Source organism: Thermoactinomyces vulgaris (assembly GCF_005886755.1).
Lineage (GTDB): Bacteria > Bacillota > Bacilli > Thermoactinomycetales > Thermoactinomycetaceae > Thermoactinomyces > Thermoactinomyces vulgaris.
The window spans coordinates 2,322,203-2,346,852 of record NZ_CP039710.1 but is presented as its reverse complement, the minus strand read 5'-3'; the positions used below and the strand labels follow the sequence as shown (position 1 = coordinate 2,346,852).

Below are 24,650 nucleotides of genomic sequence, written 5' to 3'. Positions count from 1 at the left end.
ATGGTGGAAACCTCCGGAAGCAGAGGATAAAAAGCCTTTGCGATAACACAACTGACCAAAAAAGACCAAGCAAAAATCATCTGGCTGGAATCAAAGCGGATGGTTAAGAAATCACCGGTACTTTCCAAGCGGATCCGGACGCTGGTCGCCGAACTGATCAGTGATTTTAACGATGGATCCTTTAAGCCGCTCTCAAGCGACAGTAATACACTTGATGGACTCAATGTTCACTGTGCTCTTATTGATGAATTACACGCAATCGAGGATAAGAACTTGTATGACGTTATCGTTGACGGGATGTCAGCTCGTGAGCAGCCGCTTTCAATCATCACGACAACAGCCGGAACCGTTCGTGAGGGGATATTCGACATCAAATATGACGAAGCTGAGCGGATCATTAATGGTTATGACGATCCGGACGGATACAAGGATGAGCGTGTGTTACCAATTATCTATGAACTGGATGAGCGGAACGAATGGACGGATGAAAAGGCATGGAAAAAAGCAAATCCAGGGCTGGGAACGATCAAAAGCATTGACCAGCTACGCCAAAAGGTGAAGAAAGCCCAAGCAAATCCTTTGTTAGTAAAAAACTTGCTGACAAAGGATTTCAATGTTCGGGAAACAACAACTGAAGCCTGGCTTACCTTTGAACAACTCGACAACAAAGAAACATTTGATATATCCAAGCTTAAACCGCGCTATGGGATCGGCGGAGCGGACCTTTCCAGTACAACAGACTTGACGGCTGCTTGCGTTCTGTTCATGGTCCCTGGCAACGATAAAATTTATTTTGATCATATGTACTGGTTGCCCGAAGATTTGCTGGAGAAGCGGGCAAGGGAGGATAAGATACCCTATGATCTCTGGCATGAGCAAGGACTACTCCGTACCTGCCCGGGGAACAGCGTTCACCCGAAATATGTAACCGAATGGTTTGTCGAAGTGATGAGAGAAAAGGATGTTTATCTATCCTGGGTTGGATATGATTCCTGGTCAGCAAAATACTGGGTAGAAGAGATGGAAAATACCTTTGGAAAACAAGTAATGGTCCCGGTCATCCAAGGGAAAAAAACTCTTTCCGGACCCATGAAAAAGTTAGGGGCTGATCTGGAATCAAAGAAAGTCGTTTACAACAATAACCCAATTACAAAATGGTGTTTGGCCAATACATCGGTGGATATAGACAAAAACGACAACATTCAGCCGGTCAAGAGCGTTCAGCGCCGCAGGATTGACGGTGCAGTTGCCATGCTAAACGCTTATGTTGTTCTGCAGCAGAAACTAAATGATTACCTCAATATGATTTGAAGGGGGTGATAAGTTGGGATTCTGGAGTAGGTTATTCAGAAGCAAAGAACCGGAGCCGCAGAGGACCGTTATTCAGCTCGTCAATGAGACTGGTAACGGTTTTTTTACATGGAATGGTGATTTATATAAATCAGATATTATTCGGGCAGCGATCCGGCCAACAGCACGAGCGGTCGGGAAGCTCACACCTAAACATATCCGGGAAGATGCGAAGGGGATCAAGGTAAATCCGGATGCTTATATCCGTTTTCTTTTGGAAGAACCAAACACATTCATGAGCGGACAAATGTTCCAAGAAAAAATGACGACACTGTTATTACTGAATCATAATGCGTTTGCGCTGATTGTCCGTGACAGCTTTGGCTTGCCGTCACAGATTTATCCGATCCCGGCGTTATCTGCCGAGGCAATCTATGAAAAAAGTGAACTCTACCTAAAATTCCTGTTACGGAATGGGAAAACATTTCAATTCCCCTATCGTGACATCATTCATTTGCGGCTGGATTACCACATGAATGACGTATTCGGCGAAAGCCCCGCTGAAGCATTGGCGGACCTGATGGAAGTTGTAAACACAACGGATCAGGGTGTTGTCAAAGCAATTCAAAATAGCAATGTGATCAAGTGGATTTTAAAGTTCACGCAAACTTTGCGGCCGGAGGACATCCGAAGAAATGTGGATGAATTCGTCAAAGAGTACTTGGCTATTGATAGCGAAAATGGCGGTGCGGCCGGTGTAGATGCCAAGGCTGATCTAATCCAAGTGAAACCTGAAAGCTATGTACCCGATGACAAGCAGATGGAGAAAACCACTCAACGGGTATATAGCTTTTTTAATACCAATGAAAAGATTATTCAGTCGAGGTTCACAGAGGATGAATGGAACGCTTTTTATGAATCAGTTGTTGAGCCGATCGCTATACAGATGAGCCAAGAATTCACACGGAAACTATTTAACCGAAGAGAAAGGGGGTTTGGAAACAAAATCATTTTCGAATCATCCAACCTGCAATATGCTTCTATGTCTACTAAGTTGAATCTTGTCCAGTTAGTGGACCGTGGGGCAATGACACCTAACGAATGGAGATCAGTATTGAATCTCGGCCCGATCGAAGGAGGCGATAAACCAATCAGGCGGCTTGATACTGCTCCGATAAGCGAAGGGGGTGAAGAAAATGGCGAAGGTGAAAGTCAAGGGAACAATCGTCCCGAATGACGTGAAAGAAATTTATGAATGGTTCGGCATTGATGTAACAAGCCCTAATGATGTAAGTAATGTCATCGAACAGTTAGATGGCGAAGAAGTGGAAGTAGAGATTAATTCCGGTGGGGGCGATGTATATTCAGGATCAGAAATTTATACTTCCTTGAAAAATTACCCTGGCAAAGTCAATGTCAAAATCACTGGGATAGCTGCCAGTGCTGCAAGCGTGATCGCTATGGCCGGTGATCGGGTCCAGATATCACCGACCGCACAGATCATGATCCACAATGTTTCTTCCACGAGAAGCGGCGACTACCGCGATATGCAGCATGAAGCAGGTATTTTGGAAAATTACAACAAGTCCATCGCTAATGCTTACATGTTGAAAACAGGCTTGTCGCAAGAAAAATTGCTGGAATACATGAATAAAGAAACTTGGTTGAATGCTCAACAAGCAAAAGAGCTGGGTTTTGTGGATGAGATCATGTTTGATGAAGGCAATCAGCTTGTAGCAAGCATGACAAATGGATTTGTTTTACCGCCGCAAGTAATCAGCAAAATAAGAAACCTGCTTTCAACACCATCAGATGGTGATCAAAATAAAAAGCTTTATCAAGCAAGACTCAACTTTTTAAAACTGAAAGGAGAAATGAAGGGTGAAATACGCTGAATACATGAAAAAGCGAAGCGAATTGCTGAATGAAGCTGAGCAATTCATCAATGAAGGCAAGTTAAAGGAGTATGAGGCAAAGGAAAAAGAAGTGAAGGAATTGGATGCAAAATATGAAGCAACAGCGAAAGCACAAGCTAACATCAACGCCTTGAAGGAACAAAAACCGGCTGAAACGGTTATGAATTTGCTCACGGAAAAGGATGGTGTAAAAGTGACAACAACAGATCCAGTAAACGCAAAAGATGCGAAAAAAGTCTATCTCAACGCATGGGCTAAAAACATGATGGGAATGTCCCTTAACGATGATGAAAAAGTTGTTTTTGACAAGGTAAATAGCAGCTTCAAGAACGAAACACAAACCGCCGCTACACATGCGGTCCTGATTCCTGAAACGGTTCGTGATGGGATCTGGAGAGAAGCAGGGGAACTGTTCCCGATTCTTGGAGATATCAATATGACGTTTGTTCCCGGAGACTTAACGATTCTTAAAGAAACAAACTCTGGGGCTGATGCCGATTGGTACGATGAACAAACTGTCGTTGCCGATAGTGATTTTGCGGTTGGAGAATTGAACTTAACCGGTTGTGAGTTGGTCAAAGCCATCCCGATTAGCTGGAAGTTGCGCAAGATGTCTATCGATGCGTTTATCTCTTATATTCAAACCCTGCTTGCTGAAAAAATGGGTGCGGCATTGGCAAAAGCGATTGTCAGCGGTTTAGGTAAACCGGGAGCAAGTGACACCTTCAAACCGCAACCGCGGGGAATTATTACTGCAATCGATGCTGAAGCTGGAACCCCGCAGATTGTGACGTATGACCCAGACAATGACACTACTCCGGATCCGCTCACCTATGACAAACTGGCTCAAGCTATGGGATTGATTAAATCCACTTACAAAACAGGTGCTTCCATCTACGCAAAAAGCTCTGTCATTTGGGGTGTTCTGGCTCTCTTGAAAGACAATCAGGGCCGGCCGCTGTTCATTCCGGATGTCACTGCCGGAGGTGTTGGGCGGATTTTCGGACTCCCTGTTAAAGAAGAAGACAGCATCCCTGACGGGGATATTCTGATCGGGAATGTGGCCCGTGGATATGCGATGAACGTCAACGAAAACATGACCATCTATACTGAAGATCACGTCAAAGCTCGTTACACCGACTATATGAGTTATGCTATCGTTGATGGGGATGTACTGACCACGAAAGCATTTGTTTATATTGAAAATATCTCGACCGTTTAATAAAGCCTTTCCAAATGGTTAGGCTCTTAATTTTTTTCAGGAGGTAAATAAACATGGACGCAAAGGTTATCAAGAAATTCATTGATAAACAAACCAAGATAAAGTATCGCCCCGGTGACAAATATGAAGGCACAAAAAGCCGGATTGAGGAGTTAATCAAGTTAGGTTTTGTGGAAGCCAAGAAAGAAGCCGAGTAGGTGCGATAAATGCTGAGGAAATCACATGACAATCCAGAATCTCTCCGTATTGCGGGGCGAAACGAACTGCAATTTCTGACAGTAAGGGAAATCAAGCAATTGCTAAGAAAAAATCGAATCCAGTATAGCCATCAACTGACAAAAGAAGAGTTGATCCAGGTGGTGGTAGATAATGGCGCTGTTGGATGATGTAAAACAAGCGCTGCGGATCAGCATAAATAACACCAATTTTGATACTGAAGTAAATGATCTAATTAGTGCCGCCCGATTGGACTTGATTCAATCGGGTGTTTCCGCTGATAAGGTGAATTTAGACACAGATCCGCTCATCAAACGGGCTGTCATCACCTACTGCAAAGCGAATTTTGGCTATGACAACCCCGAAGCAGATCGCTTTCAGCAGTCATACACCATGCTGAAACAGCATCTGTCTCTGGCCGGGGATTATCGGGAGGTTCCGGTTGATGAGACACAATGACGTAATACATCTCATATATGTTGACACAACCTATGACGAGATCGGCAATCCAGTAGAAGTTAAGACAGAGCGCATGGTGTATGCGAACCAGTTTGAGGTAAGTTCTACCGAATTTTATGAGGCGTCCGCACAAGGATTGAAACCGGAAAAACAGTTTGAAATATATTCGTTTGAATACCAAGGTGAGGAGCAGTTAAAACATGACGGTCAGGTATTCAGAGTGGTCCGAGCCGCAACCAGAGGGGAAAAGACCAGGATCACGTGTCAGAAGGTGACTGGCGATGGTTAAGGATTTATCTAAAGAAATTGCAAAAGCCCTGGCAGAGTACACGAACGAAGTCACAGAGGGGATGGAAAAGGCCAAAGAGGAAGTGGCCAAGGAAACAGTAAAAGTCTTGAAAAGAACTAGCCCGCGTCTGACCGGGGATTATGCCAAAGGATGGCGCACAAAAAAGGTAGGAACTGCTCAAGTAATTCACAATGCAACGGATTATCAACTTACTCATCTTCTCGAACATGGCCACGCAAAAGTAAACGGCGGCCGTGTTCCTGGCATTCCGCATATAGGCCCGGCAGAGGAAAAGGCCATTGATGAATACACAAAGCGGGTGGAACAGGTGATTAGAGGATGACACTTTCTGAACTTGTTCAAATCCTGAAGGCGACGGGGTTCCCTGTCGCCTATTCGCATTTTCAAGGGCCTCCTCCAAGTATCCCTTTCATTACTTATGTAGAGGTGGGGAGCGATAATATGCATGCTGATAATCGGACTTGGCAGCGAGTCCGAAACATCAACATTGAGCTTTATACCGATAAGAAAGACTTACAAGCAGAGTTGACACTTGAAGCTTTGCTTGATGAAAACAATCTGCCGTATCAGACAACAGAAACTTATATCGAGTCGGAGAAGCTTTTCCAGAAAATCTATGAGATAGGAGTGGTTTAGATGGCAAACCGTGTGCAGTTTGGCCTGAAAAACGTGCATTATGCGACGTTCACGTACGATAGCACCACGAATACGATCACCTATGACACCCCCATCCCGATCCCCGGGGCGGTTGAGTTATCCCTTGAGCCGCGTGGGGAAATGGTCGAGTTCTACGCCGACGATGTTCTTTACTATTCAGCCGGCAACAACCAAGGATATGAGGGAACGCTTTCCATCGCCGTTATCCCTGAACAATTCGCGGTCGATTGCCTGGGCGAGGAAAAGGATGAAACGGATTTGGTGTTGACTGAAAAAGTCACATTGAAAGGGAAGCCGTTTGCATTGTTGTTTGAATTCGACGGAGATGAAAAAGCGGTCCGTCACGTTCTGTACAACTGCGCAGCGAACCGTCCAACTATTACGGGGGCTACTAAGACCGATACAGTCGAAGTCCAGCCAAACGAATTGACATTTACAGCGTCTCCAAGACAGACAGATGGCGCAGTCAAGACGAAGACAACAGAGACAACGCCTGCTGCTGTTTACGATGCTTGGTATACAGCCGTATATGAGAAATCAGCGACAACGACAGCATAGAGGGGATGAGCAATGGAGAAAACAATCATTATTGACGGCAAAGAAGTACGTTTTAAAAGCACAGCTGCAACTCCTTTGAGATATAGGGCCCAGTTTGGCAGGGATTTCTTTGCTGAGATTTTAAAAATGGGTGCGCTTGAGAAGTTAAGCAACCTTGATCCTGAAAAAGTAACACGTGAAGACTTGGAAGGGCTGGATTTTGAAGTCTTCTATAATATCGCTTGGGTTATGGCTAAAACAGCAGACCCAAAAATACCGGATCCAATCAGTTGGTTGGATCAATTCGACGTTTTCCCCATGCTGGACATTATCCCTGAGTTGCAAGATCTGATTTTGAGCAACATCCAAAGTAAAAAAAAATAGACCATCAAAAAGGAACGGACAGCGGGGCCCCAATCTCCGTTGATTCGTTCCTTTTGATCTGTAAACAGTGCGGTCTGGATTGGTTAGACATGGAAGAGATGACGGTTGGCATGTGTTTGGATTACATCGAGGAGTATGTCAAGATGAACAACCCGAAGAAGAAACAAACGAAGCCAGCTCGTAAGGCAACCCAGGCTGACTTTGATGCATTCTGACCGGAAGGTAGGAGATAAAAGGATATGGCAAAGAGAATTCAAGGAATCACTATTGAGCTTGACGGGGATACTAGGCCTCTTCAAAAAGCCTTGGCAGATGTCGACAAGCAAAGTCGGGATCTCCAGAAAGAACTTAGAGACGTTGAGCGGCTACTCAAATTTGACCCAGGCAATGTCGAGACCTTAGCCCAGAAACAAGAACTATTGGCCCAGCAGGTGGAGAATACCACAGAGAGATTAAATCGGCTCAGAGCAGCACAAAGCCAAGTCGAGCGGCAGTTCCAGCGCGGCGAGATTGGAGCAGACCAATACCGTGCATTTCGGCGCGAGATCCAGTTCACCGAAGCCCAATTGAGCAAATTTAAGCGGGAGCTTGAATCTGTTAATGAAACTAAAGCCCTGAAGAACGCTAGAAGAGATGCGGACCGAGTTGCCGAGAGTCTTGACAAAGCAAAAGAAGCTGCAGGGGAATTAAGAAACCAGCTCGAGACTGTTGGCGCTGCAAGCGCGGCTGGTGCTGTAGCATCGGCTTTAGATTCAGCGTCATTAGATACGAGCATTGAAATATCGATGGATGTTCCGCCTGAATCGGTCCAGGCGGTTAAAAGTGCTGTTAAGACCGTAACAAGCTACATCGGGGACCAGGAAGCAGCATTGGAAGGCGTTCGGCGACAATGGGCATTAAATGCAAATGCAAGTGATGAGGCAAATGCTCGTATTGTCAAAGGAGCAGGAGCGATTGCCAGAGCTTATGCCGGTATTGATTTCACAGAGCTAATACAAGAAACGAACGAAGTATCAAAGTCGTTAGAAATCAGTAATGATGAAGCGCTCGGATTAGTGAACGCGCTCTTAAAAATGGGATTTCCTCCTGAGCAAATTGATATTATTTCTGAGTATGGACTCCAGCTAAGGATGGCCGGATATGAAGCGGAGGAGATCCAGGCGATTTTTGCGGCGGGCATTGACACTGGAACATGGAACATTGACAACCTGCTTGATGGTTTGAAGGAAGGAAGAATTCGGCTTGCAGAGTTTGGCGAGGAAGTACCGAAAGCCGTTAAGGAGCTTCTGGAGGGAACGAATATTTCGGCGAAGCAATTGCAGCAGTGGGGGCAAGCGGTTGCCCAAGGTGGTGAAACCGGAAAACAAGCAATGGTTCAGGTTGCCCAAGCATTGAACAACGTAGACAACGAAACAAAAAGAAACACTCTTGGTGTAGCTATTTTCGGTAAACGGAAGTTGTGCCGAAATAAAACCGGGCAAAATCGGTGGAAGCTAAGTGAATCGGCGTGAATAAAGTGTTATGGCATTTTATAATAAATTATGAAGGGCTAGGGGGACGCCCCGAAAAGCAGATTCCCGACTGCCTGCCCTTCATTTAATTATTCGGGATACAACTACGGGAGGTTGTAAAATGAATAAGGTTTGTTCTGATTGCGGGAAGGAAAAACCGTTAGATGATTTCGTAAAAGACAAACGATACCCTGATGGGCATAGAAAAAGGTGTAAACAATGCGAAAACTTGAGACGAAGAAAAACACCTGTACTACCGCAACCGAGAGATGGGCACAAATATTGTGCTAAATGTCTTAAAGAAAAACCGTTGGATGAATTTAATTTCAGAAACGTAAAAGGGGAAAAGAAACCATTCAGTTATTGTAAAGAATGCGAAAGAGAATACAATCGAAACAAATATCTTCATGTGTGCCAGAAATGCGGAAAAAGTTATCGTTCAGGGAAAAATAAATCTACTTATTGTAAGGAATGTTACTCGGAGCTTTTAAGAGATTTAGAGACCAACCCTTCAAAAGTGATATACATGGACTGGAGCGGAGAAAATAACCCTATGTATGGGGTTAGACGTTTCGGAAAATCTAATCCTAATTATAATCCCAACAAAACAGACGAAGAAAGAGAAAGAGAACGTCTTGTTGAAGGTTACAGCACATGGAGAACGCAGGTGTATGAAAGAGATAATTACACATGTCAATGTTGCGGAGACAATAGAGGCGGAAATTTAATAGTCCATCACTTGGACAGTTGGGATTGGTGCAAAGAAAAACGTCTTGATGTCAGCAACGGGATAACTTTATGCGTGACATGCCATAAAAGATTTCATGATATATATGGTTATGGAAAAAATACTAAACAACAATTTTATACTTTTTTGTTATTAGTCCAAAAGCACTCCGTATGAGTGCTTTTTTTATTACGCCGATTCATATGCCAACACCGAGGTAACGGGGAACACCACCCCGCACCGTAGAGCGTAGGCGGTGAGCGTTAGATGGGAGCAATAATCCGCCCAAGAGTGTCCGGAAACCAACGAACGTTGGTTGAAAATGTACGCCGAACCGGGTTGGAATTGACCAGCCGTATCCCGTGAAAGGGTATGAGGGAAACCTCCGGAAGCAGAGGATAAAAAGCCTTTGCGATAACAAATTGACAATGTGGGAAGACCAAGGAACGGCCATCACTGACACAATCCTTGGCGCAAAAAACCAAGTAGTTGATTTGAAGGCGAATCAAGAGCAGCTAAATGAATCTATCCAACAGCTAGACAACGATCCGGTGGTGAAGTTCAAGCAAGCATTACAGGAACTACAGACTGCCCTTTCCCCTCTTTTAGATCAGATTTCAAACATCGTGATGAAAATTGCTGATTTTATCCAAAACAATCCCCAACTCGCTGCAACAATTATGGTTATCGTCGGAGCTGTGGGAGCCTTTTTGGGTGTGCTAACAATATTGGGACATATCATCATCGGAATCACAGCAACAATAGGTTTGCTGGCTGGTGCATTTGGGGTTGCATCTTCAACAGTCTTAATCGCTATAGGTGTTCTGGCTTCTTTAATCACAATAGGTGTTTTAGTTTGGCAAAACTGGGACACGATCAAGGCAAAAGCTATTGAGATTTGGGGTGCAATTAAGAATTGGTTAGTTCAAACATGGGAAAACATTAAAACTCAAGCAAGCGAAAAATGGGAATCGATGAAACAAACGATCCAAAACAAGATGGACAGCGCTAAGAAGAAAGTCACTGATATTTGGAACTCCATAGTGAGCTTTTTGAAGGGGATCAACTTATACCAAATCGGGAAGGACATTATATCGGGCTTGATAAACGGAATTAGCAGCTTGAAAGATAGAGCTTTGAAAAAAGCTCAAGAGATTGCGGACGGCATCAAAAGCCGCATTAAAAGCGCTCTTGGAATCCATTCCCCTTCCCGCGTGATGATGGAGTTAGGTGAAGACACTGGCCAAGGGTTTGTTCTTGGTCTGGAGTCAGCAATCAGGAATATCCAGCGAGTATCTGATCAGCTCGCAACCGCTTCAATGCCTCAGCAGGGTTCAGGTGCATTAGTAAGCACATCAAACGACCGGGTGAACAATGTCACAGTTTACAACTATGGCCCGGATCTGACCGGCCAAAGTGTGATTAATGCGCTACGGCGTAAGGAGTGGTTAAGTTGAGCCGGATTAAATACATGTGGTACGGAACGCGTCCGGAAATAAGGTTCGACGTTACGGAATCATGGGTAATACAAGACTCTTTCGAAACATTCCCCGGGGATAATTTCACAATAAGGAACCCATCAACTATGGACGGGACCACCACCGGTTGGCTTCAAACGGATTATCGTGCTTATACCGGGACGTACTCAATCCGGAGCGAACCCATGGAAAGCATCGCAGGAGTTCACCAATACGCCAGGATCGACTTTGTTTTCGAAGTGCCTTCATACGCAAGAAATGTGAAAATCAATTACATGTACTTCCAGGATTCCGAAGAAGGTTATGACGGCCTAAAAGTTTACTTTAATGGCGCCTTGGTTCACAACTATATCACCAATGGGACGTATTATCAGTGGACGCCTGGCGAAATCTCGACGAGTCAACGTGGTCAGTGCATGATCACGTTTGAGTATGACAAAGATGGAGCAACGGACGGCGGGGAAACTGACGCCGTCTATATAGATGACCTTGAAGTAAATTGGGAAGTTGAAAGCATCGCGGAAACACCAGGCACGGAGTTAATTCGTTTTGATGGTTCAAATGGGTATTATTTGATGTATCATCGCACTGGCGCGCAAGCACCGCCGGTGAACTTGGTTGAACAACGGGTCCCCTTCCGTCCAGGAAGCATGTTTCAATACCTCGACATTCAGCCGAGGGACGTGGAATTGGGGATTTTAGTGGAAGGAAAAAGCCCAGGAGATTTAAGGGAGAAAATCAGAAACCTCACGACAAAGTTAATAGGGACAGATGGCGCTCTATATGCTCGTTACTCAAACGGAAAAGAACGCCGGCTTTATTGTATGTATAAAGAAGGGCTAGAAGGCGAAGAAACTCGCGATACAAAAGGCGTTGGATACTTTCAAAAACTTGTTCTTGTTTTTCGGGCCTTTGACCCGTTTTGGTATTCGACGGGCTTGGTGGCCAGTCGCTACGCGTCGGAGTTTGCATACTATCGAAACACTGGCGATTACGACGCTTACCCGATCGTGATAGTCGACGGCCAAGTGTCAAATCCGGACCTGGCCATATGGCAAACCGGAAGCGGTGGCGAGCCACCCGCGGGAAGCCCCCAACGCCTTAGAGTTAATGCGACTATTGCAAGCACGCGACGTCTTTTTATTGATATGAAGAAAAGAACGGTTCTACTTGACAATGGAACAAATCTTTACGGCTCGGTAGACTCAACGTCCAATAATTTTGCCTCTGTTCCGCCAAAGCACCAAAACAATTTTGCGTTAGATGTGGATATTGATGGCCAGGAAGAGGACGGGCGCTATCATGTCTACATCGAGACGCCACATTGGGGGGTGTAATTGTGTAATATGAAGCCGGAATATCGAATCAGAATCCGAAACGCAAATCTCCGATTTGTTTGGGAAATCACCGATTATATTGATTTTCAATATACCCTCCGAATGAATGCCCTGGGAAAGTGGGTGTTGACTCTACCATACAATTCAGAGTCAACGCGACAGCTCCTAGGGCTTTTAGTTGCTGGGAACCGCGGCGTGGGCGGGATCTATGTAGAGCGTGACGGGCAATATCTGTTTTCGGGTCCGCTTCTGGATCATGAATATTCATTTGATCAGAACGGTGAGATTATGACATTCATCGGCGCGGACGAAATGGATTTTGTCGCGCGATCCCTGGCGTTAGCTCACCCGCGATACTTTCAGTCGCCGTTTATGAGGGATAGCGCCGGAAACCATACGGACTATATGCCGAATGACCGGCAACAAAGACCAAGCGAACCAAGCCGATCGAGTAGCGAATGTTTCTGGGACATATTCGAAAAGAACAAAGCGCAGCGTGCACACCAAACTAGGCGTATCCCGCAACTATACGTTAAGTTCACACAGGGTTCACCTAATGATGTTGGGAGTGAAAGATACCCGAGTGGCGATTTGAGCACATTTCCAAATCCCAATCCAATCGTAACCAGGGGCGACCCGATGATGGACATCTTGGAACAGATAGTAAACTATAGCGAATCAACGGTCTACAACAGCGACGGGACCGTGTGGAAGCCGCCGCATCCAATCATTCTCACCTCCAAACAGTCATATGAACCGAATTTAGGGACTTCTTATGGCGGATGGTGGATCGTCTTTGAATTTAAGGCATGCCCAAATAAAACGTCATCCATCATTTTTTCAAAAGAACAAAGAAATGTCCTCCGGATACGTCGGACCCGAACAGCGCCAACCGCCAATATGATACAAATCGCCGGAAGTGGAGAAGGGCCTAACAGGGTATTTGCCCATAGCGGTGATGAACCGACCCGCACGATTTACGGTGACCGGGAAGCCTTTGTCGAGTTTACCGGTTTCAAACGCTCAGAAACTAGTGACCATCGACAGGAAATTGAAGAATTGAAACCACAACTTTATGACGAATTGAGAAAAAATACAGCTCAGACGACTATTGAAGCTGATGTTGTTTCGATTGATGGAATGGAATATCACAGAGACTGGTTTCTTGGTGACCGTGTAAAGGTGAGGACTCCGCTGGGGGATGATGATGTGATCATCCGTGAAGTCTCAGGGGCTATTGATTCAAACGGAGAGAATATCCAAGTGCGGTTAGGTACAACTCCAGCGCCTCTCTATGGCTTGGATGACAAAAAGAAAATCGCGGATCACCGCGGATGGATTCAGAACATGACCAAAAGAACAGGGGGGTTATGATGGCTAGATTTGAACCGATTTTCAAGTACTATGAGTTTAAAGACAATCAATCAGAAAAGATTGTTGTTGAAATAGATCCCCAAGATGGAAGTGATTGGCCGTTTCATAATTTGGTTCTATGTGAATTAAACCCTGATACAGGACAATGGGAACTTTCTCAAAATGAATGGGCTCCTTTGGCGACAACAAGTGAAAATTCTCTAACTGACAAGAAAAGCGTTATAAAAGAAGCTTGCTATCAACTTGTACAAAGATTAAATAACGAATAATACCATAGGGGGAAACTGCAGGAGGAAAAGGAGATATGAATGAAAACGGAGTTATCATTTCTGCAAAGGAAATGTACACAGCGCTCCAGGAGGTATCGAAATCGTTGCAAAGAATTGAAGGACGACTAGATAAGCTTGAGGGACGAATTGAAGCCGCTCAACAGGCGAGCGAGAGAAGCCAGAAGGCGTTAGAATCGGTAGATGAACGTAGCCGAGAAGCACTTAATAAGGCAGAAGATGCATTAGACTTGGCGAAAAAGATTGAGGACCAAATAATCTGGATGTGGCGTATAGTTGGAGGGGCCATTGCAACAGGCGCAATAGGAGCGCTTTTTTATTTTGCCCAACAATCGATAGGAGGATGATAATGATGGAAAGTCTTGAATATGCTTTGATTCCAGTCATTTTAGGGCTTTGTGAGTTAGTGAAACAAGTGGGGTTGCCTTCACGGTGGGTCCCGCTTGTTTCTTTGGTGTTGGGTGTAGTGTTTGGTGCTTTCTTTTTGCAAGGTAGCATTTCTGTAAAAGTTTTACAAGGTGTTGTTTTGGGGCTTTCTGCATCCGGTCTTTATTCTGGACCGAAAAACTTGATCAAAGGGGGCAAGTCCAAATGAGCGTGTATGTTGTGATTGATCCTGGACATGGTGGTAAAGACCCTGGCGCTATTGGTTTTAAGATCAATGAAAAAGATGTGGTGTTAAACCTGGCGAAAAAACTAAATGATCATCTTGGGCAATATGAAAAAGCGGTCGTATCCCTTACCCGTTGGGATGACCGCTTTTTGGAACTGAGCGAACGCGCTAAGTTCGCCAATGATCGAAATGCTGACCTTTTCATCTCATTGCATAACAATGCCGCGAGCGCATCCGCCCACGGCTTTGAATCGTTCATCTATGTTAACGCCAGTACTACAACCGCACGGTATCAGACTATTCTCCATGAACAAGTTATGAATTACCTGGCACAAGTCGGTATCCATGACCGTGGGAAAAAACGTGCAAATTACGCGGTGCTCCGTGAAACCAAGATGCCGGCAATCCTACTTGAAAACCTCTTTATCACAAACGAAAAAGAAAATAAACTCTTAAAAGATGATGCCTTCCTGGATAACTTGGCCGCGGCAATTGCCGCCGGGATCGCCAAAATTTTCGGTCTGAAAAAGAAAAACACGGCACCTAAGCCGATGTATCGCATTGCCGTTGATGAGGAGGTGATATATGACACAGCCTACGAGTCCAAAATTACTGATGCTGTACTGGAAGCGGTAAGGAAAGGCTCTAAGGAAATCCAATTGAAAAAACTTTAACACAAACCCTGCTAATGGCAGGGTTTTTTTAATGGAGGGATACATCATGAGCAGACCTGTTGTTTTTTACTCACCACATGCAGATGATGAGACGTTGAACATGGGGATCACCATCGCTGAGCATGTAGCAGCCGGCAGGGATACTCATGTGGTTCTGATGACGCATGGTCGCCAATCCGGGGCCCTTAACGTAATCAATGGGACCCATGTAAATGGCGGATACTTCTGGGAGATCAAGCACGACCCGGAGTTTGAGGGGTATAAACCGTTGACAGTTGAGCAATTTGCGGAAGCCCGGATGGAAGAGTTTTATAATGCTCTCCGGCAACTTGGTGTACCAGCTGAAAATCAGCATATTGAATATCTTGATGATCCGAATAGCGACGGCGGGGAAAATGTGACAGTGAATGAAGCTAAAAGTGTAATCCAGAAATATATCAACTTGTTCCCTGATGCTGACCACTATACCTTGAGTTATCACGATATCCATCCGGACCATGCAGCATGTGGACAAGCTTTGCAGGATCTCTATGATGAAGGGGCAATTCAATATTATGTCCGCTTTATCATCAGTATGGCCACAAGGGATGACTATGAATCCCGTGGCGCAGCGATTCCTGGCGGCGGTTGGAAAGATACGCCGACGGATAACACTATCAAGCAACGTGTCATCAATGCTTGCCGGTGTTATGCTGCCTGGGCTCCGAGGCTCGGTGCATATGCGATTGGATATCATTCAGTCAGCCGTCAATTTGATAAATTCTTGGCCGATCCGTTCCACTATCTCCATATGCCTGGGCAATAATTAAAAGCCCTCTCCATATCCGGAGAGGGCTTTTTTGTTTCAATCCTCTAGGAGAGGTGTAATCATTCTGACCAAACCGGAGTTAAAGCAAAAACGCGTTTTTTAGATTTCGTTTCAATCCTCTAGGAGAGGTGTAACCATTTTGACTGCATGCGTCTGAAACTCTTGACACGCTTGAGGTTCAATATGGTTTTTCGAGCACCTTCGTTTTTTAAAGAGTATTTAAGTTATTTTTTATGTATCAGCTCAAAACGAAGTGGCTTTTTCCTTTATTTCATGCGGGTTTCAGCTATTGCGAGCAACCCCGGGGATTTTTGACATATCAAGGTGCTCGAAAAATCCTTGTATGAACATCAAAAATATAAACTAATTTCAGTCTACAAAAAAATAAAATTCTTGTAAACCTTCAGTTCTAATATTAAAGCCCTCTCCATTACCGGAGAAAGGAGAGGACTTTTGCCTGAAGAAAAGAGATTAAAGTTCATACAGACTTTCCAATAATTCATTAAACGATCCTCTTATAAAGGTTACAACGTAGTCCGGATCATCTTCATAATGAGCTTCCCAGTTAATAAGTACAATTGAGGGAGAATCAACTGATTTCCGATAATCAAAACAATACCATTTATTCTGTTCGTCCAATGCAAAGGGGACAAATCCTTTAGGAAGAGTCGGATCTGAGTCTTCATCTAGGTACATTCGTCTATAAGCTCCTATCACATGGCAAAAATCCTCTTCTTCTTCTTCTTCTTTTGAAACAGATAAAATTTGATCGAAAAGATGAGGGATTCCATTGACATTGACATATACACTTTTTGAACTGAAATCATCCTTGACTTCAGGAATGTGAAAACCACCTTCTGCAAAGGCAATGTGACCTTCCCCGGTTCCTAAGCCTACACAGATAATCAACAGGATAACAAGAAGCTGATATAATTTTTTGTTCATTTTAAAATTCACGGAAAACGTAACTATTTTTTGCTTTCCGTAACTCCCTATCCTCCTTCTTGTTAAATACTTCATAGATCTTTATAATAATTTAGCAAATTAATTAAAGTATAGGAATATATACTTAGAAAACCTGAAGCAAAATTAAATAAAATTTAGAAATTTATAAATTCATGGCCAATCCGTTCCACTATTTGCATATGCTAGGTCAATTCGGCCCCCTTTTTATAAAAGTAGTTTCCACTATGGATGCAATTAAGCATGATATTTATGACTTTTCGTTGAATGGCAATTTGATATATCTTCTTATTTCAAATAGAACTCCAACAGTGAGAACAATTGTAGAATTGCTATGTAACATTAATATAAATTTTTTTCTTAAAATAGTCATAATGGTACCAAAATTAATTTTTATTTTCGAATACATAAAAGGGAGAGAGATAAACAGAGTGAGGATTACGAAAGGATGGTGTTTGTTGTGTGGAAAAAAAATATTTTTCCAGTTTTTTTGAGTCTTGTTGTGGCTTTTTCTCTTCCAATGCAGGTTTTTGCCGATAGTGCCGCATTTGATAAATGGTTTTCACCATACAGTGGCACTGGCGGATTAATGAAAGGAAGTACTAGTTACTCTTACTTATTCTTTGGTTCTGCAAAATGGACCCCATATGGAGTAAATACCTTCGATTCATCTGATTGCTGGGAATTTGAAGCAAGAATGACAAATCCAGATGATTTTTTTAATGGAGTCCGAGATTTTATTGCATATGTTCCAGATGCCTACTATGAGTATGAATCTGGGCAAGATTCAGATGATAATGACATTACTATTGGCTCACATGATCCGGATTTGTTGGTTGCTGAGAAGCCTTATTCGGGAACATTGTATCTTAATGAGAACGGTAGCCAAAGCGATCTTTATAGTTTCCCGCTTGAGTCAGAATATGGAGAGACTGATTTAGGCTATGACTGTATTCCCACTGATTATGAATCATTTGGCGTAAAGTATAATACGAAAGTTACCTTTGACAATGATTGATCCTTGGGGAGGTGGAAAAACATGAAGTTAAAATTAGTCATCACTTCGATTGTCAGCGCTGTCTTGCTTTTGGGTTGCTGTTTGTATTATAGCGAAGCATTTTCCGCAAGTAATCAAGAATATAGAATCTTTGTGGGGGGATTACCTAGTAAAGAAATATCTAGTAAAAAATCTGCTTATCAACTTGAACGTATGGAAATGTTGAAAAATAAAAGCGAAGAGGTTCCGGATGAGATCATTAGGGCAACGGTAACATTCAATGATTTTTTGTCACCTTCAGAAGCACAACAGTTAGTGGATAGATACCCTGGTATTGAGATTGAAAGGGTGTGGTATTGGATTCCGGGAGAAACTGGAAGAGCTATGTCTCAAGTTTTTGATAGAAACATTAAGGAGTCGATTGATGAGGCAATTCAAAGGTTCAAAGAGACCAATCCTAATGATGAATCACAAGAAATAATTGATCGGTTGGACAATGATCTCGGAGTATTTAGCATAACTGTAAAAGGAAAATATATGGATTTAGAAGCATTATCAAATGAAAAAGTTATTAAATTAATTGATGTCCATTATAAAGAGACAATCGAAAAAAACGCAAAAGAAACAGGTGGAAAAGTCAGATATATTGAATTGCCAGAAAAACCGGATGGCAGTCGTTAAATCTAAATTAAAAGAAAAAAAGCTGATGTTTAGATCACATCAGCTTTTTTTCTTTTAAGAGTATAAAGCATAATACCCCGGTGAAGGTAAAGATGAATCCTGGGATAAAAAGAGAAATAAGAGGATTATCTCCATTTGTAAAACCGTTTGCCCAATCGTGGATTGCACCTCCTATGCACCAAAAACCCAAAATGATAGAAATCCACCCACTAACTTTGGAATGAACATTTAATTGTTTAGGAAGTGAATAATACAAAGATACTAAAGCTAAAATAAATGCTATCCAGAAAAATGGTACATAAGGTTTCGCTGTTTCTGCTACACTTTCATTGAAAATATAATCTCCGAATAATACGATTATTGAAAACCCAAGAGTAATAATGGTCGCTAAATAATTGAGAATAAACAAAATATAACTCATTTTTTGTTTCACGATATTCCCTCCAATCAAGGTTCTTTTTAGTTCTTTTCCAATCACTTGAGGGTTACCGAAATCTGTAACAGCGTATTTCATTGCTTCGTCCAGAGAGTATCCCTTATCAAGGTATTCATGTAGAAGCATCTCCAAATGAAGTTCAAGTTCTTCTGATAATTCTTTTTTTACTTTTTCGCTATAATTGATATCTTTTATCATTAGATCAATATAAGATTGAAAACGACTCATGAAAATGCCTCCCGAGATACCTTCAAAACGAGTCTGTTTAGAATCTTCCAATTCTCTAGTTTCTTTTTGAGAATTTTTTCTCCATCTTCAGTAATTGCATAATACTTTCTTCTTTTCCCTGTTTTTGCTACTTCCCAGTAAGACTTCAAGTAACCCTTTGATTCTAAACGTTTTAATGCAGGATAAAGAGTACCTTCCCCCATATCATATAAATCGTCACTTTCCTTTTTGATATTTTTGGCGAGCTCATATCCATACATATTCTTTTTGGTTAAAAGAGAAAGAATAAGAATATCAATTGATCCTTTCATGATTTCTTTATCCATTATCAGAACCCCACTTTTAAATGTGTACCGCAATATATATTATATCACACGATGCATCGTTATACAACATATGATCAAAAAATTGGTCAGGTATACTTAACAAGGAAATTGATAAGGCTAATGGATCTTTGGTCTCAGATAACACAGCTTTTCAGTTGGCAACAGCATTCAGCACTTAATATCCGGCAACAAAGAGACTAAGCACGGCTTGGGAAACTTGTTTAGGGTTAACAAACCCGAATTACTGTTGTTTAGTTAAAATGAGTGTAATGAACATAATGCCGGTCAGCAGGGACATCACTTTTTCAAAAAACTGATATCTTCCGATCCATACGAATATTAAGCAAATAATGGCGTGCAGGATGGCCCAGCCTTTCAACGGGATTTGTGGAAAGATGGCGGTGGCGGCCAGAGCGGCGGAGGATGATCCGGCGGCTCCGTAAATGAATCCCCATATCACGATATAAATTCCAAAGTAGATCAATGCCCAGTGGCCCAGAGATCTCCATCCCTGCAGAATGGTTTGTCCGGAGGCGAGTTGGAAACGGCCCACACCTTCATTCAGGAAATACTTGATGATGGCCCCGGCAATAATGGTCCAAACAAAAACCGTTCCAAACTTGGTTCCGGCCACCAAGGCGGCGACCAAGTCTCCGGCTCCCACACCGGTGGCGGCGGCAACCAGCCCGGGTCCGATCAATAAAAAACGTTCTTTTAATGTTTTGGGAGGCGTTTTGGTTTGTACGGGAGATCCCTCCTTCATCGCAATTGTATTTATACATTAAATAAGTTTCTTTTTTTGTTTTCGAGATGAATATAAAAAATCCCTCTTTACAAAAAGTAAGAGGGATTTGAGAAAGAGCTTATAATACCTGCTCGACTTCGCGAACTTCCGGTACTTCTTCCATCAACGCCCGTTCAATTCCGGCTTTCAGTGTAATGGTGGAACTGGGGCAGCTTCCGCAGGCACCGAGCAAACGCACACGCACGATTCCGTCTTCGACTTCAACCAGTTCCACGTCTCCACCGTCACGCTGAATGAAAGGGCGCAATTTGCCCAATACTTCATTAACGCGTTCTTCTACTGACACAACCATAACCCCTTTCTAAATAGGAGTAACAAACCAAGCAGATATCCCAATATCAAATTCATTGTAGGGGGTTTTTCCAGCAAAATCAATGGTTAATTGGCGGAAACCGGCAGGGAAAAACGAGTCTTTTTTCCAAATCAGAAAATTGATATGATGGATATGTCTCAGTTTCATTTCAAAGGAGTATGTATATGAAAAAGCGTTATGAAGACGTAAAGGAATTGATTGGTCAAACCCCGATGTTACGTCTGAAACGGATGGGAACTCCGAAGAATATAAAACTGTTTGCGAAATTGGAGTTTTTTAATCCCGGTGGCAGTGTGAAAGACCGCTTGGGAGTGGCGTTGATTCGCGAAGGGGAAAGAACGGGGAAACTGAAACCGGGCGGGACGATTATCGAGCCGACAGCCGGGAACACAGGCATTGGCATTGCTTTGGCCGCGGTGGGGACGGACTATCGGGTGATTTTTGTCGTTCCGGAAAAGTTTTCAGTGGAAAAGCAAGAATTGATGCGCGCGTTGGGAGCCGAGGTGATCAATACGCCGACCGAGCTCGGGATGAAAGGGGCCATGGAAAAAGCGAAAGAATTGGAACAATCCATTCCCGGCGCTTATTGCCCGCAACAATTTGTCAACCCGGCCAATCCCCGGGCGCATTATGAAAGCACCGGCCCTGAAATCTGGGAGCAGATGGACGGCCAAATTGACGTGTTTGTGGCCGGGGCTGGTTCAGCCGGAACGTTTATGGGGACGGCCCGCTACCTGAAAGAAAAAAATCCGGCGATCAAAACGGTGATCGTGGAACCGGAAGGATCCATCATCGGGGGCGGAAAGCCGGGGCCGCACAAGACGGAAGGAATCGGCATGGAAATGTTCCCGGATTACTTTGACCGGTCTTTGATCGATGAAGTGTATACGGTAAAGGACGAGGATGCCTTCCGGCTCGTCAAGGAACTGGCGACGAAGGAAGGGTTGCTGGTGGGAAGTTCTTCCGGGGCCGCTTGTTATGCCGCTTTGGAAGAAGCCAAAAAATGCTCCAAAGATGCACAGATCGTGGTCATTTTTCCAGACAGCAGCGAACGTTATCTCAGCTCAAAAATTTACCAAGGTGGGGTGTAAACGATGAAAACGGATACAAAATTGATTCACGGAGGCGTTTTTGGCGATGCCCAAACCGGAGCCGTCAGCGTTCCGATATACCAGGTGTCAACCTATAAACAAAAACGGGTGGGTGAACATTCCGGTTATGAATATTCCCGGACGGGGAACCCGACCCGGGCGGCATTGGAACAGCTGATCGCGGAATTGGAAAATGGTGCGGCCGGGTTGGCTTTCAGCTCGGGAATGGCTGCCATCTCAACTGTCCTTTCTTACTTCAATCAAGGAGACCATTTGGTCATCGGGGATGATGTTTACGGCGGGACGTACCGGGTGGTTTCCAAGGTGTTTAACCGGATGGGATTGAAAGCCACGTTTGCGGACACCAGTGATCCAAAACAAATCGAGGCGGCCATTCTTCCCGACACGAAGGCCATTTATATGGAAACACCAAGTAATCCACTCTTAAAAGTATCTGATATCCGGGCGATCGCACAGTTGGCCAAAGAAAAAGGGTTGTTGCTGATTGTGGATAACACGTTTTTGACTCCTTACTGGCAAAACCCGTTGGACCTTGGTGCCGATATTGTTCTTCACAGTGCCACCAAATATCTCGGGGGACACAGTGACGTGGTCGCCGGACTGGTTGTCACCAAAGAAAAATCCCTGGGTGAGGAACTCCACTTTTTGCAAAACTCGATCGGCGGCATTCTCGGACCGCAAGATTCCTGGCTTTTGATGAGAGGAATGAAGACGCTGGGATTGAGAATGCGCCAACATGAACAAAATGCCCGGCGGATTGCCGATTGGTTGAATGAGCATGAGCAAGTGGAGAAAGTGTATTATCCGGGATTGGAAAGCCATCCGGGGCACGAAGTGGCATCCGTACAAGCCAAAGGCTATGGCGGGATCATCTCGTTTGATGTGGGCTGCGCGGAAAAGGCGGATCAATTGTTGGAGAACACCCGCTTCTTCACCCTTGCGGAAAGCTTGGGAGCGGTGGAAAGCCTGATTTCTGTCCCGGCCCGCATGACCCATGCATCGATTCCTGCCGAACGCAGGGCGGAACTCGGGATCACGGACGGATTGGTCCGCATTTCCGTTGGTGTGGAGGATGTGGAAGACTTGATCATGGATTTGGATCAGGCGCTTCGGTAATAGAATAGAGAAGCGGAGGGAAGCCGGTGAATCATGTCGTTGTATACGTCTATGGTGCGGAAGAAATTTGTGCCAGTTGTGTCAACCTGCCTTCTTCCAAGGAGACCGCAACCTGGTTGGAAGCGGCCCTCAGGCGAAAATATCCCGGGCAGGTGACGGTAAAATATGTGGATATTTTCCATCCCCAGACAGAAAAAGAAAAAGCATTCAGCCAACGGGTCATCGAAGAAGATTTATGGTACCCCGTCGTGGTCATTGAGGATGAAATGGTTGCGGAAGGAAATCCGAAACTGAAAAAAATCTGTGAAGTGATCGACCGCTTGATTGCTGTGTAGAGGTTTCTGCACAGCATTTTTTTTGTTGCTTCGGGGATCGGGGGTTTTCATCAGCAACTCAAAAAGGTTTAATATTTTTGTGCTATTTTTGCTACGAGTTCCGGCGGGTTCGTGATATCTTATTATGTGTCTGCTATTTAACGTTCTAGTAAAATCTTATTAAAAGTCATTAATAGTATAATATAAACAGATAAAAAATGGATGTTCCGGATGGGTGATGAAATGGCCATCACCGCTTGGATCACGGAGGAACCGAGGAGTTGATGGATATGTGGTTGATCCCCCTGTCGCTTGGGGCGCTTTTTGGCCTGGGGGTCTGGGAAAAGAAAAAACACCAAAAAAATATTGATTCCATTCCGTTGCGGATTAATGTGAACGGCATCCGCGGGAAATCCACGGTGACCAGATTGATTACCGGAGTCATGATTGAAGCCGGATATCGTGCGGTCGGGAAAACCACGGGGACGGCCGCCCGGATGATCTATTGGGATAAAAAGGAAGAAAAACCGATTCGCAGACGCCTGGAAGGGCCTAATATCCGGGAACAGAAAGTGGTTGTGGAAGAAGTGGCCAAGCTCGGAGCCAATTGTCTGGTCAGCGAATGCATGGCAGTGAATCCGGATTATCAGATTGTATTTCAGGAAGAAATGTTGCAAGCCAATGTCGGCGTGATTGTCAATGTTTTGGAAGACCATATGGATGTGATGGGGCCGACGTTGCAAGAGGTGGCGGATGCGTTTACGGCGACAATTCCGTACAAAGGATATCTGATTGTATCCGAAGGGCCTTTCGTTCCCTTTTTCAAAAACGTTGCCCGTCGCCGCCGCACGCGTGTTTTTGTTGCCGATACTTCCAAGATCTCGGAAAAGTTTTTGCGCCAGTTCGATTACATGGTGTTTCCGGAGAATGCCGCATTGGCGTTGGCTGTTGCCGAAGCGTTGGGCATTGACCAGGAAACGGCTTTCCGGGGCATGTTGAAGGCAAATCCCGATCCGGGAGCCATGCGGATCCTTCCGCTGAGTGCGGATGAACATCCTGCCTATTTTGTCAACGGATTTGCAGCCAATGATGCTTCATCCACCCTCAATATTTGGGAACGTGTCGGAATGTTGGGATATCCGGTCAAAGATCCCGTGGTCATTATGAACTGCCGTCCGGACCGGGTGGATCGGACCGAACAATTCGCAAGGGATGTTTTGCCGCATATGTCCATCGATACACTTGTCGTCATCGGACAAACGACTCAGCCGATCGTGGAAGCCTGCGAAAAAGGCCTGATCCGGTGCAGTGAACTGCTGGATCTGGAAAATCAGCCGGTGGAACAAATTGTTCAAGCGATTCAAGGCAAATTACATAACCGGTTGGTTTACGGCGTCGGAAACATTCACGGGGCTGCGGAGCCGTTGTGTGAATGGTTTGAACAGATGAACCAAAAAGCCAAAGAGCAGTTTACCGCCCGGCTGGAGTCTGAATCGAATCAACCCGAAGATGAACAAAAAGCGGTACAAAACAAGAAAATGGCACATATTGTCAGCTAG

The 24,650-nt window shown here is 44.2% G+C and carries 32 protein-coding genes and 1 pseudogene; 28 read left to right on the top strand and 5 right to left on the bottom strand.

Annotation, left to right across the window (positions count from 1 at the left end):
* Positions 1-54 precede the first annotated feature (54 nt).
* The 22 genes and pseudogenes from FA954_RS11940 to FA954_RS11845 all read left to right on the top strand — a co-directional run.
* Positions 55-1,311, top strand: a pseudogene (locus tag FA954_RS11940) (terminase large subunit); the annotation flags it as partial.
* A gap of 13 nt (positions 1,312-1,324) precedes the next feature.
* Complete coding sequence (locus tag FA954_RS11935; protein ID WP_138615155.1) at positions 1,325-2,527, top strand: phage portal protein; 1,203 nt, start codon at positions 1,325-1,327, stop codon at positions 2,525-2,527.
* Positions 2,487-3,185 (top strand): head maturation protease, ClpP-related, encoded by a 699-nt coding sequence (locus tag FA954_RS11930; protein WP_138615154.1) that lies wholly within the window; start codon positions 2,487-2,489, stop codon positions 3,183-3,185. Before FA954_RS11935 ends, FA954_RS11930 begins: the two co-directional genes overlap by 41 nt.
* The gene (locus FA954_RS11925; RefSeq protein ID WP_138615153.1) at positions 3,172-4,428 is read left to right on the top strand and encodes a phage major capsid protein; all 1,257 of its coding nucleotides are present in this window, start codon (positions 3,172-3,174) and stop codon (positions 4,426-4,428) included. The genes FA954_RS11930 and FA954_RS11925 overlap by 14 nt, the downstream gene beginning before the upstream one ends.
* A 53-nt stretch (positions 4,429-4,481) precedes the next feature.
* Positions 4,482-4,625: a hypothetical protein gene (locus tag FA954_RS13735; RefSeq protein ID WP_175413213.1), complete on the top strand. Its 144-nt coding sequence runs from the start codon at positions 4,482-4,484 to the stop codon at positions 4,623-4,625.
* A gap of 172 nt (positions 4,626-4,797) precedes the next feature.
* The gene (locus FA954_RS11920) at positions 4,798-5,103 is read left to right on the top strand and encodes a head-tail connector protein (protein WP_138615152.1); all 306 of its coding nucleotides are present in this window, start codon (positions 4,798-4,800) and stop codon (positions 5,101-5,103) included.
* Positions 5,090-5,392 carry a phage head-tail adapter protein gene (locus tag FA954_RS11915; protein ID WP_138615151.1) on the top strand — a complete coding sequence of 101 codons (303 nt, stop codon included), beginning with the start codon at positions 5,090-5,092 and terminating at the stop codon, positions 5,390-5,392. Before FA954_RS11920 ends, FA954_RS11915 begins: the two co-directional genes overlap by 14 nt.
* Positions 5,379-5,735, top strand: a complete 357-nt coding sequence (locus FA954_RS11910; protein ID WP_138615150.1) for an HK97 gp10 family phage protein — start codon at positions 5,379-5,381, stop codon at positions 5,733-5,735. Before FA954_RS11915 ends, FA954_RS11910 begins: the two co-directional genes overlap by 14 nt.
* Positions 5,732-6,049 (top strand): hypothetical protein, encoded by a 318-nt coding sequence (locus FA954_RS11905; RefSeq protein ID WP_138615149.1) that lies wholly within the window; start codon positions 5,732-5,734, stop codon positions 6,047-6,049. Before FA954_RS11910 ends, FA954_RS11905 begins: the two co-directional genes overlap by 4 nt.
* Positions 6,050-6,628, top strand: a complete 579-nt coding sequence (locus tag FA954_RS11900; protein WP_138615148.1) for a major tail protein — start codon at positions 6,050-6,052, stop codon at positions 6,626-6,628.
* Between the two features lie 12 nt (positions 6,629-6,640).
* Positions 6,641-6,991 (top strand): hypothetical protein, encoded by a 351-nt coding sequence (locus tag FA954_RS11895; RefSeq protein ID WP_138615147.1) that lies wholly within the window; start codon positions 6,641-6,643, stop codon positions 6,989-6,991.
* An 89-nt stretch (positions 6,992-7,080) separates the two neighbouring features.
* A complete protein-coding gene (locus FA954_RS14030; RefSeq protein WP_280524660.1) occupies positions 7,081-7,206 on the top strand; it encodes a hypothetical protein in 126 nt (41 codons plus the stop codon).
* A 24-nt stretch (positions 7,207-7,230) separates the two neighbouring features.
* Positions 7,231-8,502 carry a phage tail tape measure protein gene (locus tag FA954_RS11890; RefSeq protein ID WP_138615146.1) on the top strand — a complete coding sequence of 424 codons (1,272 nt, stop codon included), beginning with the start codon at positions 7,231-7,233 and terminating at the stop codon, positions 8,500-8,502.
* 121 nt (positions 8,503-8,623) lie between these two features.
* Positions 8,624-9,406: an HNH endonuclease gene (locus FA954_RS11885; protein ID WP_138615145.1), complete on the top strand. Its 783-nt coding sequence runs from the start codon at positions 8,624-8,626 to the stop codon at positions 9,404-9,406.
* A 251-nt stretch (positions 9,407-9,657) separates the two neighbouring features.
* Positions 9,658-10,686: a phage tail protein gene (locus FA954_RS11880; protein WP_138615144.1), complete on the top strand. Its 1,029-nt coding sequence runs from the start codon at positions 9,658-9,660 to the stop codon at positions 10,684-10,686.
* Positions 10,687-10,892: 206 nt separating this feature from the next.
* Entirely contained in the window at positions 10,893-12,044 is a 1,152-nt protein-coding gene (locus tag FA954_RS11875) for a phage tail family protein (protein ID WP_175413212.1), read from the top strand.
* A 9-nt stretch (positions 12,045-12,053) separates the two neighbouring features.
* Positions 12,054-13,418: a Gp37-like protein gene (locus FA954_RS11870; protein WP_244932717.1), complete on the top strand. Its 1,365-nt coding sequence runs from the start codon at positions 12,054-12,056 to the stop codon at positions 13,416-13,418.
* A complete protein-coding gene (locus FA954_RS11865; protein ID WP_138615141.1) occupies positions 13,418-13,687 on the top strand; it encodes a hypothetical protein in 270 nt (89 codons plus the stop codon). The genes FA954_RS11870 and FA954_RS11865 overlap by 1 nt, the downstream gene beginning before the upstream one ends.
* A 35-nt stretch (positions 13,688-13,722) precedes the next feature.
* Positions 13,723-14,052, top strand: a complete 330-nt coding sequence (locus FA954_RS11860; RefSeq protein ID WP_138615140.1) for a hemolysin XhlA family protein — start codon at positions 13,723-13,725, stop codon at positions 14,050-14,052.
* A gap of 5 nt (positions 14,053-14,057) precedes the next feature.
* Entirely contained in the window at positions 14,058-14,300 is a 243-nt protein-coding gene (locus tag FA954_RS11855) for a holin (protein WP_138615139.1), read from the top strand.
* Complete coding sequence (locus tag FA954_RS11850) at positions 14,297-14,992, top strand: N-acetylmuramoyl-L-alanine amidase family protein (RefSeq protein WP_138615138.1); 696 nt, start codon at positions 14,297-14,299, stop codon at positions 14,990-14,992. The genes FA954_RS11855 and FA954_RS11850 overlap by 4 nt, the downstream gene beginning before the upstream one ends.
* Before the next feature lie 46 nt (positions 14,993-15,038).
* Entirely contained in the window at positions 15,039-15,797 is a 759-nt protein-coding gene (locus tag FA954_RS11845) for a PIG-L deacetylase family protein (protein ID WP_175413211.1), read from the top strand.
* A gap of 474 nt (positions 15,798-16,271) precedes the next feature.
* Here FA954_RS11845 and FA954_RS11840 read toward each other — a convergent pair whose 3' ends face one another.
* Positions 16,272-16,745 (bottom strand): SMI1/KNR4 family protein, encoded by a 474-nt coding sequence (locus FA954_RS11840; RefSeq protein ID WP_175413210.1) that lies wholly within the window; start codon positions 16,743-16,745, stop codon positions 16,272-16,274.
* Between the two features lie 466 nt (positions 16,746-17,211).
* Between FA954_RS11840 and FA954_RS11835 the strand changes: the two genes are divergently transcribed.
* On the top strand, positions 17,212-17,781 hold the full coding sequence (locus FA954_RS11835) for a hypothetical protein (protein WP_138615135.1): 570 nt from the start codon (positions 17,212-17,214) through the stop codon (positions 17,779-17,781).
* Between the two features lie 21 nt (positions 17,782-17,802).
* Positions 17,803-18,441, top strand: coding sequence for a hypothetical protein (locus tag FA954_RS11830; protein WP_138615134.1), 639 nt, complete (start codon positions 17,803-17,805; stop codon positions 18,439-18,441).
* Between the two features lie 34 nt (positions 18,442-18,475).
* Here the strand turns inward: FA954_RS11830 and FA954_RS11825 are convergent, their stop codons facing one another.
* From FA954_RS11825 to FA954_RS11810, 4 genes are all read right to left on the bottom strand, one after another.
* On the bottom strand, positions 18,476-19,105 hold the full coding sequence (locus FA954_RS11825) for a permease prefix domain 1-containing protein (RefSeq protein ID WP_138615133.1): 630 nt from the start codon (positions 19,103-19,105) through the stop codon (positions 18,476-18,478).
* Positions 19,102-19,431, bottom strand: a complete 330-nt coding sequence (locus tag FA954_RS11820) for a PadR family transcriptional regulator (RefSeq protein WP_138615132.1) — start codon at positions 19,429-19,431, stop codon at positions 19,102-19,104. The genes FA954_RS11825 and FA954_RS11820 overlap by 4 nt, the downstream gene beginning before the upstream one ends.
* Positions 19,432-19,672: 241 nt before the next feature.
* Positions 19,673-20,194: an Nramp family divalent metal transporter gene (locus FA954_RS11815; RefSeq protein WP_138615131.1), complete on the bottom strand. Its 522-nt coding sequence runs from the start codon at positions 20,192-20,194 to the stop codon at positions 19,673-19,675.
* Positions 20,195-20,294: 100 nt separating this feature from the next.
* Positions 20,295-20,528 carry a NifU family protein gene (locus FA954_RS11810; RefSeq protein WP_037994168.1) on the bottom strand — a complete coding sequence of 78 codons (234 nt, stop codon included), beginning with the start codon at positions 20,526-20,528 and terminating at the stop codon, positions 20,295-20,297.
* Between the two features lie 185 nt (positions 20,529-20,713).
* Here FA954_RS11810 and cysK point away from each other — a divergent pair, with 185 nt between their 5' ends.
* From cysK to pgsB, 4 genes are all read left to right on the top strand, one after another.
* The gene (gene cysK / locus FA954_RS11805) at positions 20,714-21,640 is read left to right on the top strand and encodes a cysteine synthase A (RefSeq protein WP_062842824.1); all 927 of its coding nucleotides are present in this window, start codon (positions 20,714-20,716) and stop codon (positions 21,638-21,640) included.
* 3 nt (positions 21,641-21,643) lie between these two features.
* Positions 21,644-22,777: a bifunctional cystathionine gamma-lyase/homocysteine desulfhydrase gene (locus FA954_RS11800; RefSeq protein WP_037994170.1), complete on the top strand. Its 1,134-nt coding sequence runs from the start codon at positions 21,644-21,646 to the stop codon at positions 22,775-22,777.
* Between the two features lie 26 nt (positions 22,778-22,803).
* A complete protein-coding gene (locus tag FA954_RS11795) occupies positions 22,804-23,112 on the top strand; it encodes a YuzD family protein (RefSeq protein WP_037994172.1) in 309 nt (102 codons plus the stop codon).
* 269 nt (positions 23,113-23,381) lie between these two features.
* On the top strand, positions 23,382-24,650 hold the full coding sequence (gene pgsB / locus FA954_RS11790; RefSeq protein WP_138615130.1) for a poly-gamma-glutamate synthase PgsB: 1,269 nt from the start codon (positions 23,382-23,384) through the stop codon (positions 24,648-24,650).